The organism is Streptomyces sp. NPDC059740, from assembly GCF_042733155.1.
Lineage (GTDB): Bacteria > Actinomycetota > Actinomycetes > Streptomycetales > Streptomycetaceae > Streptomyces.
In genome coordinates this window covers 77,180-93,865 of sequence record NZ_JBHWGP010000012.1, presented here as the reverse complement: position 1 = coordinate 93,865, position 16,686 = coordinate 77,180, and the positions used below count along the sequence as shown (strand labels likewise).

Here is a 16,686-nt window from a genome sequence, read left to right as displayed (position 1 = left end):
GGCCCCGCCGGACAACGGCGCGGCAGACGGGAATCCCCGTCCGTCAGGGCGGGGAGGATGTCACATTGGCCGGACCTTCTGAGGGGGATGACGTGGAGAACCCGTTCGCGGGCCGGTGCGTGCTCGTGGTGTCCACCAACTACGCGCCGGAGCACGCCGGGATAGGCCCGTACTCGGCCCAGATCGCCGAGCACCTGGCGGCGGTGGGCGCCGACACCCACGTACTGACCGGCATGCCGCACTACCCGGCGTGGCGGGTGCACGCGGACTACCGGCGCCGGTGGCGGGTGCGCGAATCTCTCGCCGGGGTGACGGTGCACCGCCGCCGGCACACCGTGCCGTCCCGGCAGACGGCGGTGCGGCGGGCCCTGTACGAGGCGACGGTCCTGGTCCACGGCGCCCTCGCGCCGGTGGGGATACGGCCCGACGTGGTGCTGACGCAGATGCCGACGCTGGCCGGCGGGCTGCTCGGCCACCGGGCCGCGCGCCGGGCCGGTGCCCCGCACGTGGTGGTGGTGCAGGACCTGATGGGGGCGGCTGCGCGGCAGAGCGGCATACCCGGCGGGGGGCGGGCCGCGGCGCTGGCCACCGCGTTGGAGGGCAGGGTGTTGCGGGGCGCCGCCGCGGTGGGGGTGGTGCACGAGAGCTTCGTCGAGCCCGTCGTCGCCCTCGGGGTGGACCGTCGGCGCGTCCACACCGTGCCGAACTGGGTGCACGTGCCGGCGGCCCGGCAGGACCGGGCCGGGGTGCGCGCCCGGCTGGGCTGGCCGGCGGAGGCCACGGTGGTGCTGCACGCCGGCAACATGGGCCTGAAGCAGGGGCTGGAGGTCCTGGTGGAGGCGGCACGCCTGGCCGACGGGGAGGGGGGCGGGGTGCACGTGGTGGTGATGGGGGACGGCAGTCAGCGGGAGCGCCTCGCGGCGCTGGGCGCGGACGTCTCCTGCCTGGAGATCCGGCCTCCGGTGGCGGCGGAGGAGTTCCCGGAGGTCCTCGCCGCCGCCGACGTGCTGGTGGTGACGCAGCGCGCCTCGGTGACCGACATGAGCCTGCCGTCCAAGCTGACCTCGTACTTCGCCACCGGACGCCCGGTGGTGGCCTCGGTCGCGGCGGACGGGGGGACGGCCCGCGAGGTGACCCGCTCGGGGGCGGGGGTGGTGGTGCCCGCGGAGGACCCCCGGGCGCTGCTGGACGCCGTGCGGCAGCTGGCCGAGGACGGGCCGCGCGCCGCCGGACTGGGGGCCCGCGGACCCCGGTACGTCGAGGAGCGGCTGAGCAGGCGGGCCGGGCTGGACCGGGTCACCTCCCTGCTGGCGGGGACGATGTCCCACCCGGCCTGACGGCGGTGGCCGGCGGCCCGGGCTCGAGGGCCTGGGCGTAGAGGCGCTCCAGCCGGTCGGCCACCCGGTCCACCGAGAAGCGTGCGGCCACCAGGCTCCGGCCGGCGGCGGCGACCCGGCGGTGCAGGGCGGCGTCGTCCACCAGCCGGGAGACCGCCCTCGCCAGGGCCGCGGGCGAACCGTCGGTGACCAGGGCGGCCCCGGCCCTGCCGAGTTCCTCGGCTATGCCGCAGCTCGCGGTGCACACCACGGGGGTGCCCGCCGCCATCGCCTCCAGGACGCCCATGGGGAACGGCTCGTCGACGCTGGGCAGCACGTAGACGGTGGCGCGGGCGATCCGGCGCAGCGCGGCGGCGTGGTCCAGCGGGCCGCCGTAGCGCACCGGGCCCTCCAGCCGCTCTGCGGCGATCAGCCGGCGGACCGGGGCGAGTTGGCCCTCGTCGGCCCCGTGCAGGGTGAACTCGGCGTCCGGGTGTTCGCGGCGCACCAGGGCGGCCATCCGCACGAACGCCTCGGGGCGTTTGCGCGCGTGCAGCCGGGCCAGGAACAGCACGTCCGGTACCGGGCCCGCGGGCCGTGCGGCGGGCGGGGGTGCCTGGGCCGGCGGGCGGACGCCGTTGGGCAGCCGGGCCAGCCGGGCGCCGCGCCGCCCCCGCCCCAGTAGTCTGCGCAGCCCCGCCTCCTCCCGCCCGGTCAGTGCCAGGACCTGCCGGGCGCGGCGCAGCAGGGGCAGGTACAGCAGGTCGAAGCAGCGCGCGAGCAGGGCGCCGCGCGGCGCGACCATGCCGTGGGTCTGCACGAGGAAGGGCCGCCGGCGCAGGACGGCGCAGGCCACCGCCGTCAACGAGACCAGGTCGCGGCCGGCGTGCACGTGCAGGACGCCCTCCTCGCCCGCCGCCCGCCACAACGCGGCCACCAGCCCGGGGTGCAGCAGCCCGAGGAAGCCCTGGCCGGGCACGAGGGTACGGGCGCGGTGAGCGCGCAGCGGCACACCGCCGAGGGCGGCCGGTGCCGGTCCGGCGCCCCGCCACAGGGCGAGCAGCGCGACCTGGTGGCCGCGCTCCGCCAGGGCGGCGAGTTGTCCGGTGGCCACGCTGACCGGCCCGCCGTAGGCGGCGTCGTCACTGACGAGGGTGACGACGTGGGTGATTCTCACCGGCCGTCCCCCGCGGTGAGGAGGGTGCCGGCGGGCACGTCCTGGCGGGCGACGGCGCCGGCGCCCACCACGGCGCAGCTGCCGACGGTGACGCCCCGCAGCACCACGGCGCGCGCCGCGACCCAGCACCCGGCCCGCAGGTGTACCGGCGCGTTGTCGAACTCGAAGGTCGGCGAGTGGCGGCGGTGGCTGCCGGTGCACAGCAGGGCGCCCTGCGAGATGCAGACGTCGTGCTCGACGGTGACGGGTTCGAGGTTGAGGATCCAGGCGTCCTCACCGATCCAGACGTCGTCGCCGACGTCGAGCTTCCAGGGCCAGTGGATCCGCACGCCGTGGCGCACCAGCACCCGGGCGCCGACCCGGGCACCGAAGAGGCGCAGCAGGGCGGGGCGCAGCCGCGGCGGGAGCCACCACTTCACGAAGCACAGGTGCAGGACGGCGAACCAGGCTGCCTGGACCAGCGGGCCCCGCCCCTTGTCGTAGCCGGCGCCGGTGAAGCCGCGCAGCCGGCGGCCGGTGGTGCGGGTCTGCGGGGCGGCGCTCATGAGGCGACGCCCGCGCGGCTGCGGACCGGCATGTCGGCGAGGCGGCGCATGTCGGCCTCGACCATGATGCGGGCGAGTTCGTCGTAGTGCACTGCTGCCTCCCAGCCCAGGAGTGTGCGGGCCTTGGTGGCGTCGCCGACGAGTTGGTCGACCTCGGCGGGTCTCTCGTACTTCGGGTCGTGGCGTACGTAGCGCTGCCAGTCGAGCCCGGCGGCGCCGAAGGCGGCGGCGAGGAAGTCGCGGACGGTGGCGGGGACCCCGGTGGCCACGACGTAGTCGTCCGGCTCCTGCTGTTGCAGCATCCGCCACATGGCCTCGACGTACTCGGGCGCGTAGCCCCAGTCGCGGACCGCGTCGAGGTTGCCGAGGTGCAGCTCGTGCTGGAGTCCCGCCTCGATGCGGGCGACAGCGCGGGTGATCTTCCGGGTCACGAAGGTCTCACCCCGTCGGGGGCTCTCATGGTTGAAGAGGATGCCGTTCACGGCGTAAATACCGTAGGCCTCACGGTAGTTGACCGTCGACCAGTAGGCCATGGCCTTGGCGCAACCGTAGGGACTGCGGGGGTGGAAGGGGCTGTGCTCGTTCTGCGGCGGGGGGGTGGCGCCGAACATCTCCGAGGAGGACGCCTGGTAGACGCGGGTGTCCAGGCCGGCCGCGCGGACCGCCTCCAGCAGCCGCAGGGCGCCCAGAGCGGTGACGTCGGCCGTGTGCAGCGGAGCGTCGAAGGAAACGCGGACGTGCGACTGCGCTCCCAGGTTGTAGACCTCGTCGGGGCGTATCTCACGGAGCAGGTTGACCAGCGACACGCCGTCGGAGAGGTCGGTGTGGTGCAGCACCAGCCGTCGCCCGGGGGTGTGCGGGTCCTGGTAGATGTGGTCGATGCGCTCGGTGTTGAAGCTGGACGTCCGCCGCATCAGGCCGTGCACGGTGTAACCCTTGGCCAGGAGCAGTTCGGCGAGGTAGGAGCCGTCCTGTCCGGTGACGCCTGTGATCATCGCGGTCCCGGGTCGTGCGGTCGTCGGCCTCATGGTCCCCCCAGGGGTTCGACGTGCGGGGTGGCCGCCGGGGCTGGTCGGGCGCCGGGCGGTCGGGTGGTGTTCGCTGGTGAGAACGTTAGCGTCGGCGGCTTCCGCGGACCGGCGAATCCGGACGATCGGTGCACGGGGATGGTGAATGCCGCCTCGGGCGAGGGCGGTTGGTGGAAGAATCGCCGGCGTGGAGGATCTGCTGCCCGTGCCGTCCCGGGTCTTCGTCGCCGGCCATCGCGGCCTGGTGGGTTCCGCCGTGGCACGCCGTCTCACGGAGACCGGGTACGAGGTGGTCTCGCGCGACCGCGCCGAGCTGGACCTGCGGGACGCCGCGGCCACCCTCGCCTTCCTGCGGGAGCAGCGGCCCGACGCCGTCGTGCTCGCCGCGGCCAGGGTCGGTGGCATCCTCGCCAACAGCAGCCGGCCGGTGGAGTTCCTGGAGGACAACCTCCGCATCCAGCTCAGCGTGGTGGCGGGCAGTCACACGGTGGGCGTGCGGCGGCTGCTGTTCCTCGGTTCGAGCTGTGTGTACCCCAAGTTCGCGGCGCAGCCGCTGACGGAGGACGCCCTGCTGAGCGGCGCACTGGAACCGACCAACCAGGCCTACGCGATCGCCAAGATCGCCGGTCTGGAGCAGGTGGCCTCCTACCGGCGGCAGTACGGCGCCTCGTGGATCAGCGCGATGCCCACCAACCTCTACGGCCCGGGGGACGACTTCGACCTGGAGACCTCCCACGTGCTGCCCGCCCTCCTCCGCCGCTTCCACGAGGCGAAAGCGGCGGGTCGGGAGGAGGTCGTGCTGTGGGGGACGGGCACCCCGCGGCGCGAGTTCCTGCACGTGGACGACCTGGCCGCGGCCTGCGAGGTGCTGTTGCGCCGGTACGACGACGCCTCACCGGTCAACGTGGGCTGCGGCCGGGACCTGACCATCGCCGAACTCGCGGCGGTGGTGGCCGAAGTGGTCGGCTACCGGGGCGCGATCCGGTTCGACCCCTCGCGGCCGGACGGGACGCCCCGCAAGGTGCTGGACGTCTCGCGTCTGACGGCGCTGGGCTGGAAGCCCGGCATCGGCCTGGCGGAAGGTGTCGCCCGGACCTACCGGTGGTGGCTGGAGTCGGGGGCGGTCGACGCCCCCTCCCGCAGGGCGCGCGTTCAGTAGGCGCCCCGGCCGCTCACCACGGCCCGCAGTGTGCGGGCGAGCACCACGAGGTCGGTGCGCAGGCTCCAGCCGTCGACGTAGGCGAGGTCGAGTGCGAGCCCCTCGCTCCAGGTGAGGTCCGAGCGTCCGCCGACCTGCCACAGGCCGGTGAGGCCGGGTTTGACCGAAAGACGCCGCAGCGTCGCCTCGTCGTAGCGGGCCACCTCCTCGGGCAGCGGAGGCCGGGGGCCCACCAGGCTCATGTGGCCCGCCAGGACGTTGAGGAGCTGCGGCAGTTCGTCCAGGGAGCTGCGGCGCAGCAGCCGTCCCAGCGGGGTGACGCGCGGGTCGCGGCGCATCTTGAACATCGGGCCGTCCAGCTCGTTGCCTGCCGCGAGGTACGGGCGCAGCGCCTCGGCGTCCACCACCATGGTGCGGAACTTCCACATCACGAAGGGCCGCAGCTCCCGTCCCACCCGGTGCTGCCGGTAGAAGGCCGGCCCGCCGGTGGTGAGGCGCACGGCCGCCGCGACCACGAGGATCAGGGGGAGCGAGAGGACGAGCAGGAGCGCGGCTCCGAGCCGGTCGCCCACCTCCTTGACCAGCCGGGCGGCCGGCCGTGCCGGTCGGCCGGCGGCGAGGGGGCCGCCTGCGGGCCCGCCCGGTCCGCCGGACACCGCCGGCCACGGTGCCGGTCTCAGCCGCTCGGTACCCATGACTTCGGACAACGCCCCGCCCCCTGACTCCCCGCTGCCGCCCCCGGCTCGGCATCGCAACAGCAAACGATGCCGCGGGAAGAACGGTAGAGCACGGAGTGCCGCTTCCGTAGCAGTTCGCCCAATTCGTTCGCGCCACCGCCAAACCCACCCTCGATCTCCGGCCATGCCGCACGCCCCCGGCGCACCGCCCCGACCCGCCCGCCCCACTGAAGAGTGATGTCACTGTACGCATATTGACGATCACCTGGCGTGCCGAACGCGTGTACCGGCAAGCTCGTGTCCATGGCCTCCAGTTACCCGACACCCCAGGACGGAGCAGGGGACGTCGTCGCCGGCCGCTACATGCGTGAGCGGGCCTGCGTCGTGGCCCTCCGAGGAGAGATCGACATCGAGTGCGAGGAGGACGTCCGGCACGCCCTGGACACCGCATGCACCAGCGCCGACCGCGTGGTCGTCGACCTTTCCGAGGTCACCTTCGCCGACTCCACCGCCCTGGGGCTCCTCCTCCACGCCCGCACCCGCAGCGACCTGCGGCTGGCCGGCCCCCTCGCCCCCGCCGTCGCCCGGCTGCTGTCGATCAGCGGCACCACCGGTTTCCTGCCCGCCCGGCGCAGCGTCGAAGAAGCCCTCGCCGCGCCGACCTGAGCAGCGGGCCCCGCCGCCCGCGCCCCCTTGCCGCGACCGCGCGCCACCTGCCTTCCGTGCGCCCGACCGGGGCTTGCCTTGTCGACGTCCGGGAGAGGATGGTTGTCTGACAGCAACGAAGTCGACGTGGGAGAAGGTGAACGGAATCCGGGCCGTGAGGACGGAATTCCCCGATGTGAGGCGAACCGCGAAGGTCAGTGACGTACCGGGGGGCGGTGACGCCTGCACCCTGGACGCTTCCCCCCTGCCCGTGCTCGTGACGGACGGGGACGGCGTGGTGCGGGTGCTCAACGCTGCGGCGGCCTCGCTGCTCCCGCAGTTGGCTGTCGGAGCGCGACTGGAGCGCGGCGGCCCGACGTGGCTCGCCGAAGCGCAGTCGCGCCGGGCCGAACGGGCGGAGGGGCCCGTCGGCAGCCGCCGCTTCCAGGCGCACCGCACCCGTGCGGCCGACGGTTCGGTCGCGTGGTGGCTGGCAGACAACACGGAGCTGCACTCGGCCCGCCAGGCCCTGCGGACCGAACGCGAGCGGACCGCCTTCCTCGCCGAGGCCTCGCACCGGCTGCTCTCCTCGCCCGACGCGGACACCTGCATGGAGACCACGGCGCGGCTGGCCGCCGGGCACCTGGCGGACGCCGCGCTGGTGGTCGGCGGGCCCGCCGGACGGCACCCCCAGCTGACCCGGGTGTGCGGTGACGGCTCGCTGCACCGCGACAAGCTCCGGGCCGACCCCGGCGAACTGCCCGGCCTCGCCGAGGCGCTCGGTGGCCCGCCCGCCGTCCCGGCGGCCCGGCCCGGCGAGCCGGTCGCCGTGCCCGAGTGGGTCGTGCCGGAGGAGTTCGGACCGGTGGGCGACGTCCTGGTGGTGCCGCTGCCGGGCAGTGCCGGTCCTGCCGGCGCCCTCGTCCTGCTGCGCCGCGGGGGTGGGGAGCGCTTCGGCGAGGACGAGGCCGCCTTCGTCCGCGTCTTCGCCGCACGGGCCGGGGCCGCCCTGTGCTCGGCCCTGCTCCTGGCGCGGCAGTCCGCCCTCGCGGACCTGCTCATGCGCGACCTGCTGCCGCCGGAGCTGCACGACCGCACCGGCGTCGAGATCGCCGGCGGCTACCGGGCCTCCCGGGACGAGGAGCGGGTGGGCGGGGACTTCTACGACGTCCACCCGGCCGACGACGACGGGGACGGGACGGGCGAGACACTCGCGGTCCTCGGCGACGTCTGCGGCAGAGGCCTGGAAGCGGCCGTCCTCACGGGCCGGATCCGCAACACGCTGGGGGCACTGCGGATGGTCGAGCCCGACCACGAGAAGCTGCTCAAACTGCTCAACGGCTCGCTGCTCAGCGTCCACCACACCCGCTACGCCACCCTGGTGCTGGCCTCCATCACGCCCCACCACGGCGGCGTCGGCCTGCGCCTGACCAGCGGAGGCCACCCGCCGCCGCTGATCGTGCGGGCCGGCGGCGAGGTCGAGGAGGTGCCGACGCACGGCACCCTCGTCGGCGCCCTGCCCGAGGTGTCCGCCACGACGCACACCACGGAGCTCCAGCCCGGTGAGACCTGCCTGCTGTACAGCGACGGGATCACCGAGGCGAAGGGCGGTCCGCAGGGCTCGGAGCTCTTCGGCGAGGAGCGGTTGCGGCGGGTGCTGGGGCGGTGCGCCGGGATGCCCGCGGAGACCGTCGTGGAGCGGGTGCAGAGCGATGCCGCCGAGTGGGTGGGCCAGGGCCACCACGACGACATGGCGGTGATGGCGATCACCGCTCCGCGCCGTACCCATCTCAGTGCAGTAGGAGGCCACGGACCGGGTAGGTTCACCCGATGACCGTGCTCTCCCGGCGCCCTGTGCGGGCGCTCCCCCGCCACCGAGCAAACGGCACCGGGCAGCGGGCCGCAGGTCCGGGGCCGCAGCGGCTTTCGCCGTCGCGTTCCGTCCCGTGCGGACCGACCGCACACCACCCCCTTCGCCGCCCTCCCCTCCCCACGACCGGAACCGCAGCATGACCTCAACCCCCGACGGAGCCACGGCTCTCCTCCACCTGGACGTCTCCACCCCCCGTACCGGTGAGGTCCAGGTGGCCCTCACCGGTGACCTGGGGTACGAGACGGCCGACGAGCTGCTGCACGTCGCCTCCGAGGTCCTCGGCGCGAGCCCGGCGCCGCACCGGCTCACCCTGGACTGCGCCGAGTTGGGCGTCTGCGACTCCATGGGCCTGTCCACGCTGCTGATGCTCCACCGGCGGACCCTCGCGCTCGGCACCGAGCTCGTCCTGCTGCACCGCCGCCCGCCGCTGGTCCGGTTGCTGGAGATCACCGGCACCCTCACGCTCTTCGCGCACGCCGACAGCCCCGACCCAGCCACCGAGGACCCCTCCGGACCCTCCCGGGACGGCGAGCCCGGGTAGGCCTGTCCGGCGGATCCCGGCAGGGCTCCTGCCCGCGGGCAGTGCCGGGCGCGGCCCGGTCCGCCGGCCTCCGGAAGGGGCGGAAGAACGCGCGCAGCTCCTCCGCGCAGAGCTCGGGTTCCTCGATCGGTGCGAAGTGTCCGCCCCGCGCCGGCTCCGTCATCCGCGCCACGTCCCGGCAGGGTTCGGGTGGTCCAGCCCGTTGTGGCGACTGCACCTGGCTGCCGATCTCGCCGCCCACCGCGCAGAACCGCTCGCGGCCGAGGACACCCACGAGCCCGGCCCACAGTCCGCTGCCGCGACGGAGACCGGCCGGGGGGGCGGTGAGGACGGTGATCTAGAGTCGCGGCGGGCGCGCACTCTTGATCAGGAGACAACCATGGACCGAACAGGAGTCACCGTCGTCACCGGCGGCAGCCGCGGTATCGGCGCGGCCGTCTGCGCCCGGCTGGCCGCGGAGGGCCACGACGTGGTGGTGGGTTACCGCAGCGACGCCCGGGCCGCCGACCGGGTCGCCGAGGAGGTGCGGGCGGCGGGGCGCGGCTGCGTCACGGTCGCCGTGGACACCTCCGACGAGCACGCCGTCGACCGGCTCTTCGACACCGCCGCGCAGGCGTTGGGTCCGGTGACCGGGCTGGTCAACAACGCGGGGGTCAGCGGGCCGGTGGGGCCGCTGGCGGAGGCCGACGCAGCCGGCATGCGCCGTGCCCTGGAGGTCAACGTGCTCGGGTACCTCCTGTGCGCCCGCCGGGCCGTGCGGGACATGGCCGCCTCCGGCGGCGGGGCCGTCGTCAACGTCTCCTCGGCCGCCGCGACCCTCGGCTCACCCGGCGAGTACGTCCACTACGCGGCGGCCAAGGGCGCGGTGGACACCCTCACGGTCGGTCTCGCCCAGGAGGTCGCCGAGCAGGGCATCCGCGTCAACGCGGTCGCGCCGGGAACCGTCTGGACCGACTTCCACCTCGACCCGCAGCGCCCGGCCCGGGTCGCCTCCGGGGTGCCGATGCGCCGCGCCGGTCAGCCCTCGGAGATCGCCGGGGCCGTGGCGTGGCTGCTCTCGCCGGACGCCTCGTACACCACGGGAGCCGTGCTGCGCGTCGCCGGCGGACGCTGACCGCCGGGGTCAGCGAGGAGGCCGTGCCGCCGCCCCGCGCCCGGGGACAGCCGTCCCGGCGGGGGCGGCCGGGCCCTCCCGACGGAGGCCGGGCCCGGCCCTTCTCACTCGGCGAGCTTGCGGTCGGGGGCCCGCACCGGGGCGGGCGCCGTGGGCACCAGGCGGGTGCCCATCCCCCGGTAGCGCACCGCCAGTCCGGCCAGCGCCTGAGGCGGGAGGCAGTTCTTGCCGTCGATCACCACGTGGGGCTCGGCGAGCCCTGCCGTCAGGGCCCGCCAGTCGGCACCGACGACCTCCGGCCACTCGGTGAGGACGACCAGCGCCTGGCTGCCGTGCACCGCCTCGTGCAGGGAAGCAGCGGGGACGGTGCCGGGGAACATCCCGTTCAGGGTGGGCAGGTCCATGGCCGGGTCCCACACCCGCACCTCGCCGGCCAGCCGGGTGAGTTCCGGGATGACCAGGCCGCTCGGGGCGGCGCGGATGTCGTCGCTCCACGGCTCGTAACGCACCCCCAGCACGGCGACGCGCGCTGCTGCCAGTGCGGGGCCGAACTCCTCCCGGAGCATGTCGACCACCAGGGCGGGCTGGGCGGCGTTGACCGCCGTGGTGGCGTCGAGCAACGGGGTGGGGATGCCGAGGTCGGCCGCCCAGCGCCGGAGGGCCGAGGTGTCCTTGGGCAGGCAGGAGTCGCCGAAGCCGAGGCCGGGGCGGAGGAACGCGTCACCGATCCGGGGGTCGTGTCCGGCCCCGCGCATCACGTCGTCCACGTGCACGTCGGGCTGGGCACAGAGCCGCGCCATCTCGTTCGCAAAGCTGATTTTGGTGGCGAGGAAGGCGTTGCTGGCGTACTTGACCATTTCGGCGGAGGTGGGCGTCGTGACGACCCAGGGGCTCGGCGCGTCCCCGTACAGCGCGCGCAGAAGCGGCAGCATGTCCTGCGACCAGAGGCCGGCGACGATCCGGGAGGGCGTGCGCCAGTCCTCCAGGGCGCTGCCCTGGTTGAGGAACTCGGGGCTGTAGGCGTAGGTGTCGCGCAGCCCGGTGTAGGTGTCCAGCAGCAACGCGCTGGTGCCCGGCGGCACGGTCGACTTCAGCACCACGCTGGGCGTGGGGTCCAGCGCGGCGACCTGGTCCAGTGCGGACCTGACCTGCGTGAGGTCGGCCGCCCCGTCGGGGCCGGGCGGGGTGCCCACGGTTACGAGAACGATGTCGAACGGGTGCCTGCGGTGCTCGGCTGCCGTGTCGGCGGCGAACACCAGGCGGCCGGAGCCGCGCAGCCGGGCCAGCGCCTCCGGCACTCCGGGCTCGTAGATCGGTGAGGTACCCGCCCGCAGCATGCTCAGCCGTCCGGGGTCACGTTCGACCCCCACCACGTCGTGTCCCTGTTCGGCCAGCGCAATGGCACCGGTCAGCCCTACGTATCCCTGTCCCATCACGGCTACACGCATGACGGCCTCCCGCACGAAGGTCCGCGGGCCCGCGCTCGGCGGCTCGGGTCCACGCAGGTTGTCCGCCCGTTCGCGGATGCCTCTCCCGTGCTCGTCCGCACGCCGGGCACCCCGGGCTCGAGGCCGCGCCGCAGCCCTGCGGCGCTCGGGTCAGCGGGCGTCGGGACGCCCTCGCAACGGGGCGCCACCGATCTGCTGACTGTTCTGGCAGCGTACCCCGCCCAGGTGAACGGCGCGCGGCGACGGGTGATCACCGATCTTTCCGTGGCGGGACGGCGGGTTCAGCCGGTCAGGCCACTGCCCGCACCGCCCGCGCAGTGCGGCGGCCGAGGGTGTGCGGTGGGTGTGCGACAGCCCACCGAGGGTGGCCGGCGACGCAGGACGGGGGACGCCGCCGGGGACGCGGCAGTGCCCGGTGAGCGGCACGAAGGACCACTCACCGGGCACCGGTACTCACCGACCGGGGTCAGAAGTTGAAACCGCCCCAGGCGACGAAGCCGCCGCGGATGTTGCCCCAGCGACCGTAGTCGCCGTCGTGACGGTCGTGGTTCCAGCCACGGCCGTAGTCCCAGCCACGGTCGTCGCGGTACCCGTCGCGACGGTCGTAGTCGTGGCGGTGGTGGCGGTGCTTGCAGAAGCACACCCAACGCGAGTCGTCGTCCCGGCGGTGGTCGCACTTCTTGCCGTGGTGGTCGTAGTCGCCCCCGCTGATCTGGGTGGCGGCGGCCGACTGGGCGGGAGCGGCCTGGGCAGCCCCGGCCATCGGCACCACAGCGGCGGCGGACAGGGCGGCCACGGCGATGCCGCGGGCGAGAGTCTTCTTCACAGTCGATCTCCTCGACTCGTTCCAACAAGGACATTTCAGACGCTATGGGGTGCGCCGCGATCCGTCCTGCTGAGCGCCGTCCGCCTACTCCGTCCAGGCATTCGCCCAGGTCGGCAGTGCGTTACGGAGAGTGCCGACGGCGGGTGGGAAGTACCGGCAACCGTCCGGGCCGAGGGACGGGAGGCCTGCAAATCCCGTGCGTGCGGAGGGTGTCCACTCCGGGGACAGGCGGCTTCGTCCCAACGGCCACCGGGTCACGCAGGGTTAGGACCCGGCCGGCCCTCTCCGCACTCCGGGGAGCAGCGCCCCGGAGCCGCAGGCGGACCGCAGGCCCCGGGGCGGTGCACACAACGGCGCCGCGGCGCACCTTCCCGGAAGGGGAGGTACGCCGCGGCGTTCCCGTTCACACGGTGGCGGACCTGTCGGTCCGCAGTGGTGCCGCTCAGCGGTTGCCGGCACCGTTGGCGGAGAGCACCGGGATGTCGTCGAGGATGTGCGACAGCGGCTCGTCGCGCTTCTGCTGCGTCGAGTTGTCGGTGCACTGCTGGAACTGCGGGTTCGACAGGACGTCGATGTCCTGGACGGCCACGTTGATCAGACCGATCAGGCTGCCGACGTTGGCCTTGACGGGGACACCCACGCAGGGCTTGTTCAGCAGGCCCTGCGCGACGTTGAACTGGGGGCTGCGGTGGCCACGGGTGGCCGCGTTGCCGATGGCCTCGCCGGATCCGTTGCCGTTCACGGCGGTCGGGCCGTGGTCGTTGGCGGTGGCGAACGCCTGCGGAGCGACGGCGGCCGACAACCCCACCAGCGAGGCGGCGATCGTCGCGCCGGCCATGAACTTCTTCATCGGTTCTTCCCTTTCGAGCGGAGCGCCCTTGTGATCAAGGCACCCGGCTCAACCCCGTCCGACGCCGAGATGTTGCGGTGCTCCACTCGAACGGCTCACACCTCCCCCTGTCCGCGGGGCCCGGTGCGCGACGTCACCCGCGCCGGGTTGACGCCGCGGTGCCGGCCGCCGTCCCGGTGCGACCCGGGGGGCGGGGCCCCGCCCCCCGGTGGTTCACCGTCGTGCGCGTCCCCCGGTCAGGAGCCGGTAGAGGAGCAGCACGATCACCGAGCCGACGACGGCGGCGATCCAGGTGGACAGGTGGAAGAAGCCGTTGATGGACTTCACTCCGAAGATCACCTTTCCGAGCCAGCCGCCCAGCAGGCCGCCGACGACGCCGATGAGCATCGTGATCAGACAACCCCCCGGGTCCTTGCCGGGCATGAGCGCCTTCGCGATGGCGCCCGCCAGCAGTCCGACGACGATCCAACCGAGGATTCCCACGGCTCCACACCCTTCTTCTCCGCTTGCCTGCTCCTGCGCCCCGCACGGCCGCCTCCGCACTCCGCCACGAGGGGCGGTGCGGCGCGGACGCGGACGTGCCGGCCTTCGGCCCGGTTCCGGGGCGCCCCCGCCGCATGCCCGCCCGGTGGCCGGTCACACCTGCGGCGCGCTCGGCCGAGGACACCGGGACGGGACGGCGGCCCGGGCACGGCCGGGGTCAGGCGGAGGCGGCTCCCACCGAGAGCGGGACGCGGCTCTGCTCCCGCGCGGCTTCCGCGGGCTCGGCGACCCGGTCCGCCTCGTACCGTCCACCGCTCTCCAGGAAGTGCGCCAGGGGCAGCGTGGCCCCGCCCATGGTCACCGCGTTGGGGCCGAGCTCCCCCAGCTCGATGGTGCCGCGCCCGGCGGGGTGGCGGAGTGCGTAGGCCCGGGCATGGCCGCGCACCTCCTCCAGCAGCCGCGGGCCCACCATCAGCCCGGCCCAGCCGCCGATGAGCACGCGCTCGGGGCAGAAGAGATTGACCATGTCGGCGATGGCCGCGCCGAGGAACTCCGCCGTCTCCCGCAGCAGGGCGGCGGCCACCGGGTCACGCGGCTGCCCGCCGTCCCCGCCGGCCGCCGCGATGAGGGCCGCCAGCGCGGTCTCCTCGCCGGCGCCGTCGGGCGGGGTGCCGCCGGCCTCCCGCCACCGTGCCGTCATCGCGTCCGCGCCCACGTAGGCCTCCAGGCAGCCGCGGCAGCCGCACCGGCAGCGGCGGCCGCGGACCTGGAGCGTGGTGTGGCCCCACTCCCCCAGGCTGTTGCGGCCCCCGCCGTACAGGGCGCCGTCAGTCACCACGCACGCGCCCACGCCCGACCCGATGAGGGCGATCACCGCGTTGCGGGTCCCGCGTCCGGCCCCGAACCACATCTCGGCACGCCCCAGGGTGTGGGCCCCGTTCTCGATGAAACAGCCGACCTCGGGCGGGAGTTCGGCCGCCTGCCGCAGCATCCGCTCCAACGGCACGTCCACCCAGTCGGTGGTCTGGCTGTGCACCACCCCCATGCCGTCCGCGTCACGCTCGACGATGCCCGGCACGCCCACCCCCACCCCGAGCAGTTCCTGGCGGGTGATCCCGCCGGCGCGCAGCACCTCGGCCAGCGCGCCCGCGATCTGCTCCACGACCTGTGCGGGGCCGAAGCCGTCGCGGTCCAGGCGCCGGTCGCAGCGGGCGATCTCGGTCATGGCGATGTCGAACAGTTCCAGCCTGACCCTGGTCTCGCCCACGTCGACCCCCACCAGGTAGCCGACGGATCCCGCGACCTTGAGCAGGGTGATGGGCCGGCCTCCGCGGGAGTCGACGATCCCGGCCTCCTCCACGAGACCGTCCGCGAGGAGTTCGCCGACCACGTTGCTCACCGCTCCTGAACTCAAGCCGGTGTCCTCGCCCAACTGCTGGCGGCTGAGGGGGCCTTCGAAATACAACCGTTGCAAGACCCGGGCTCTGTTGTCACGTCGCAGGTCACGCACGGTCCGCTTGCTCCGCTGGGGCATGTGGCTCCTTCCGCGGACGAACATACAGGCGCCGAAAGCCTTGACGACACTCCTTCCCACTACTTAACTCACGCCAAAAGTTAAGCCATGAACGTCGTTTGGTTCTCGAACACAGACTGAACGCCGCACCCCTAAGAAAGGGGCCACCGATCATGCGCACCACCAGAGCCGCCGCCGCCACCGCCGTCGTCGTCGCGACCCTCGCCGCCGCCACCGCCTGTGGCGGCGGCACCTCCTCCGGGGGCGACAACAGCCAGCCCAAGCAGCTGACCTACTGGGCCTCCAACCAGGCGGCGACCCCCGAGGACGACGTCAAGATCCTCACCCCCGAGTTGAAGAAGTTCGAGAAGCAGACCGGCATCAAGGTCAAGCTCGAGGTCATCCCGTGGGCCGACCTGCTGAACCGGATCACCGCCGCCACCTCCTCGGGCCAGGGTCCGGACGTGCTGAACATCGGCAACACCTGGTCGAGTTCCCTGCAGGCGACGGGCGCCCTGCTGCCGTTCGACGACAAGACCTTCGCCAAGATCGGCGGCAAGTCGCGCTTCGTGAAGTCGGCCATGGCCTCCACCGGCGCCGCGGGGCAGGACCCGGCAGCGGTGCCGCTGTACTCCCTGGGCTACGGCCTCTACTACAACAAGGCGAGGTTCAAGGAGGCGGGCATCGCCAAGGCGCCGACCACCTGGGACGAGTTGGTCGCGGACGGCAAGAAGCTGACCAAGGACGGCAAGTACGGCCTGGCCGTCGAGGGCAGCAACCTCAGCGAGAACGCCCACCACGCGTTCATCCTCGGCAAGCAGCACGGCGCGGACTTCTTCGACGCCAAGTCCCGGCCGACCTTCACCACCCCGGGCGCGGTCGCCGCGGTGAAGCAGTACGTCGACTTCCTGGCCGCCGACAAGATCGCCGCCCCCGGCAACGCCGAGTACTCCAAGAACCAGTCGATCAACGACCTGGCTACCGGCAAGGCCGCCATGCTGCTGTGGCAGAACGCCCGCAACCCGCTCAAGGCCGACGGCATGAAGGACGGCGACTGGGGCGTGGCCCCGATGCCCGTGCAGTCGGGCGAGCCGGGCACCGGCAAGCAGGTCAACAACATGGCGGCCGGCATCAACCTCTCCGTCTTCAAGAACACCAAGAACCTCGACGGTGCGCTGAAGTTCGTGAAGTTCATGACCAGCAACGACGAGCAGAAGGTCCTCTGCAACGTCTTCGGCGCCGTGCCGCCGGTCACCGCCGTCCAGGCCGACGACGCCTTCCAGGTCCCCGACCTGAAGGTCATGGCCCAGGAGCTCAACGCGTCCTCCGCCGCACTGCCGCAGGTCGCCAACGAGTCGCAGTTCGAGACCGAGGTCGGCACCGCCATCAAGAACCTCCTCGCCGACGCCGCTGCCGGCCGCAGCGTGACCACCGAGAGCGTGAAGGCCGAACTGACCAAGGCCCAGCAGAAGATGCCGACGGAGTGAGACG

General features: G+C 73.6%; 15 protein-coding genes and 1 pseudogene. 7 read left to right on the top strand and 9 right to left on the bottom strand.

The genetic code is table 11. The features are described from left to right. The first annotated feature begins 65 nt into the window (after positions 1-65). Positions 66-1,337, top strand: coding sequence for a glycosyltransferase (locus tag ACFV3R_RS16900; protein ID WP_385582527.1), 1,272 nt, complete (start codon positions 66-68; stop codon positions 1,335-1,337). Here ACFV3R_RS16900 and ACFV3R_RS16895 read toward each other — a convergent pair. From ACFV3R_RS16895 to gmd, 3 genes are read right to left on the bottom strand one after another with little or no spacing between them, the layout of a single operon-like run. Continuing rightward, on the bottom strand, positions 1,297-2,493 hold the full coding sequence (locus ACFV3R_RS16895; RefSeq protein WP_385582524.1) for a glycosyltransferase: 1,197 nt from the start codon (positions 2,491-2,493) through the stop codon (positions 1,297-1,299). The genes ACFV3R_RS16900 and ACFV3R_RS16895 overlap by 41 nt on opposite strands. Beyond that, positions 2,490-3,038 (bottom strand): putative colanic acid biosynthesis acetyltransferase, encoded by a 549-nt coding sequence (locus ACFV3R_RS16890; RefSeq protein ID WP_385582522.1) that lies wholly within the window; start codon positions 3,036-3,038, stop codon positions 2,490-2,492. The genes ACFV3R_RS16895 and ACFV3R_RS16890 overlap by 4 nt, the downstream gene beginning before the upstream one ends. Next, the gene (gene gmd / locus ACFV3R_RS16885; protein ID WP_385582519.1) at positions 3,035-4,066 is read right to left on the bottom strand and encodes a GDP-mannose 4,6-dehydratase; all 1,032 of its coding nucleotides are present in this window, start codon (positions 4,064-4,066) and stop codon (positions 3,035-3,037) included. Before gmd ends, ACFV3R_RS16890 begins: the two co-directional genes overlap by 4 nt. Positions 4,067-4,253: 187 nt before the next feature. Between gmd and ACFV3R_RS16880 the strand changes: the two genes are divergently transcribed. Further along, on the top strand, positions 4,254-5,225 hold the full coding sequence (locus tag ACFV3R_RS16880; protein WP_385582516.1) for a GDP-L-fucose synthase family protein: 972 nt from the start codon (positions 4,254-4,256) through the stop codon (positions 5,223-5,225). Here ACFV3R_RS16880 and ACFV3R_RS16875 read toward each other — a convergent pair. Next, positions 5,219-5,806 (bottom strand): annotated as a pseudogene (locus tag ACFV3R_RS16875) (sugar transferase); the annotation flags it as partial. The gene ACFV3R_RS16880 and the pseudogene ACFV3R_RS16875 overlap by 7 nt on opposite strands. 399 nt (positions 5,807-6,205) lie before the next feature. Between ACFV3R_RS16875 and ACFV3R_RS16870 the strand changes: the two are divergent. The 4 genes from ACFV3R_RS16870 to ACFV3R_RS16855 all read left to right on the top strand — a co-directional run bounded on the left by ACFV3R_RS16870 (position 6,206) and on the right by ACFV3R_RS16855 (position 10,075). Then, positions 6,206-6,568, top strand: a complete 363-nt coding sequence (locus tag ACFV3R_RS16870) for an STAS domain-containing protein (RefSeq protein ID WP_385582513.1) — start codon at positions 6,206-6,208, stop codon at positions 6,566-6,568. A 175-nt stretch (positions 6,569-6,743) separates the two neighbouring features. Next, positions 6,744-8,381, top strand: coding sequence for a SpoIIE family protein phosphatase (locus ACFV3R_RS16865; protein WP_385582510.1), 1,638 nt, complete (start codon positions 6,744-6,746; stop codon positions 8,379-8,381). A 175-nt stretch (positions 8,382-8,556) separates the two neighbouring features. Further along, positions 8,557-8,961, top strand: coding sequence for an STAS domain-containing protein (locus ACFV3R_RS16860; protein WP_385582507.1), 405 nt, complete (start codon positions 8,557-8,559; stop codon positions 8,959-8,961). 379 nt (positions 8,962-9,340) lie between these two features. Further along, on the top strand, positions 9,341-10,075 hold the full coding sequence (locus ACFV3R_RS16855; protein ID WP_385582504.1) for an SDR family NAD(P)-dependent oxidoreductase: 735 nt from the start codon (positions 9,341-9,343) through the stop codon (positions 10,073-10,075). A 104-nt stretch (positions 10,076-10,179) separates the two neighbouring features. Here ACFV3R_RS16855 and ACFV3R_RS16850 read toward each other — a convergent pair whose 3' ends face one another. The 5 genes from ACFV3R_RS16850 to ACFV3R_RS16830 form a co-directional block, all read right to left on the bottom strand. Then, positions 10,180-11,523 carry a UDP-glucose dehydrogenase family protein gene (locus ACFV3R_RS16850; RefSeq protein WP_385582501.1) on the bottom strand — a complete coding sequence of 448 codons (1,344 nt, stop codon included), beginning with the start codon at positions 11,521-11,523 and terminating at the stop codon, positions 10,180-10,182. A gap of 466 nt (positions 11,524-11,989) precedes the next feature. Beyond that, positions 11,990-12,349, bottom strand: a complete 360-nt coding sequence (locus ACFV3R_RS16845) for a hypothetical protein (RefSeq protein WP_385582498.1) — start codon at positions 12,347-12,349, stop codon at positions 11,990-11,992. 442 nt (positions 12,350-12,791) lie between these two features. Further along, complete coding sequence (locus tag ACFV3R_RS16840) at positions 12,792-13,199, bottom strand: rodlin (protein ID WP_385582493.1); 408 nt, start codon at positions 13,197-13,199, stop codon at positions 12,792-12,794. Positions 13,200-13,412: 213 nt separating this feature from the next. Next, a complete protein-coding gene (locus tag ACFV3R_RS16835) occupies positions 13,413-13,682 on the bottom strand; it encodes a GlsB/YeaQ/YmgE family stress response membrane protein (RefSeq protein WP_385582489.1) in 270 nt (89 codons plus the stop codon). Positions 13,683-13,899: 217 nt separating this feature from the next. Then, positions 13,900-15,216, bottom strand: coding sequence for an ROK family protein (locus tag ACFV3R_RS16830; protein WP_385582486.1), 1,317 nt, complete (start codon positions 15,214-15,216; stop codon positions 13,900-13,902). A 152-nt stretch (positions 15,217-15,368) separates the two neighbouring features. On the opposite strand from ACFV3R_RS16830, the gene ACFV3R_RS16825 reads away from it, so the two are divergent. Beyond that, positions 15,369-16,682 carry an ABC transporter substrate-binding protein gene (locus tag ACFV3R_RS16825; RefSeq protein ID WP_385582483.1) on the top strand — a complete coding sequence of 438 codons (1,314 nt, stop codon included), beginning with the start codon at positions 15,369-15,371 and terminating at the stop codon, positions 16,680-16,682. The last annotated feature ends 4 nt before the right edge of the window (positions 16,683-16,686 follow it).

Excerpts from the sequence above, each read along its gene's own strand:
- ACFV3R_RS16890 (WP_385582522.1), bottom strand. The coding sequence starts at position 3,038 with ATGAGCGCCGCCCCGCAGACCCGCACCACCGGCCGCCGGCTGCGCGGC.
- gmd (WP_385582519.1), bottom strand. The coding sequence starts at position 4,066 with ATGAGGCCGACGACCGCACGACCCGGGACCGCGATGATCACAGGCGTC.
- ACFV3R_RS16870 (WP_385582513.1), top strand. The coding sequence starts at position 6,206 with ATGGCCTCCAGTTACCCGACACCCCAGGACGGAGCAGGGGACGTCGTC.
- ACFV3R_RS16860 (WP_385582507.1), top strand. The coding sequence starts at position 8,557 with ATGACCTCAACCCCCGACGGAGCCACGGCTCTCCTCCACCTGGACGTC.
- ACFV3R_RS16855 (WP_385582504.1), top strand. The coding sequence starts at position 9,341 with ATGGACCGAACAGGAGTCACCGTCGTCACCGGCGGCAGCCGCGGTATC.
- ACFV3R_RS16850 (WP_385582501.1), bottom strand. The coding sequence starts at position 11,523 with ATGCGTGTAGCCGTGATGGGACAGGGATACGTAGGGCTGACCGGTGCC.
- ACFV3R_RS16840 (WP_385582493.1), bottom strand. The coding sequence starts at position 13,199 with ATGAAGAAGTTCATGGCCGGCGCGACGATCGCCGCCTCGCTGGTGGGG.
- ACFV3R_RS16830 (WP_385582486.1), bottom strand. The coding sequence starts at position 15,216 with ATGCCCCAGCGGAGCAAGCGGACCGTGCGTGACCTGCGACGTGACAAC.
- ACFV3R_RS16825 (WP_385582483.1), top strand. The coding sequence starts at position 15,369 with ATGCGCACCACCAGAGCCGCCGCCGCCACCGCCGTCGTCGTCGCGACC.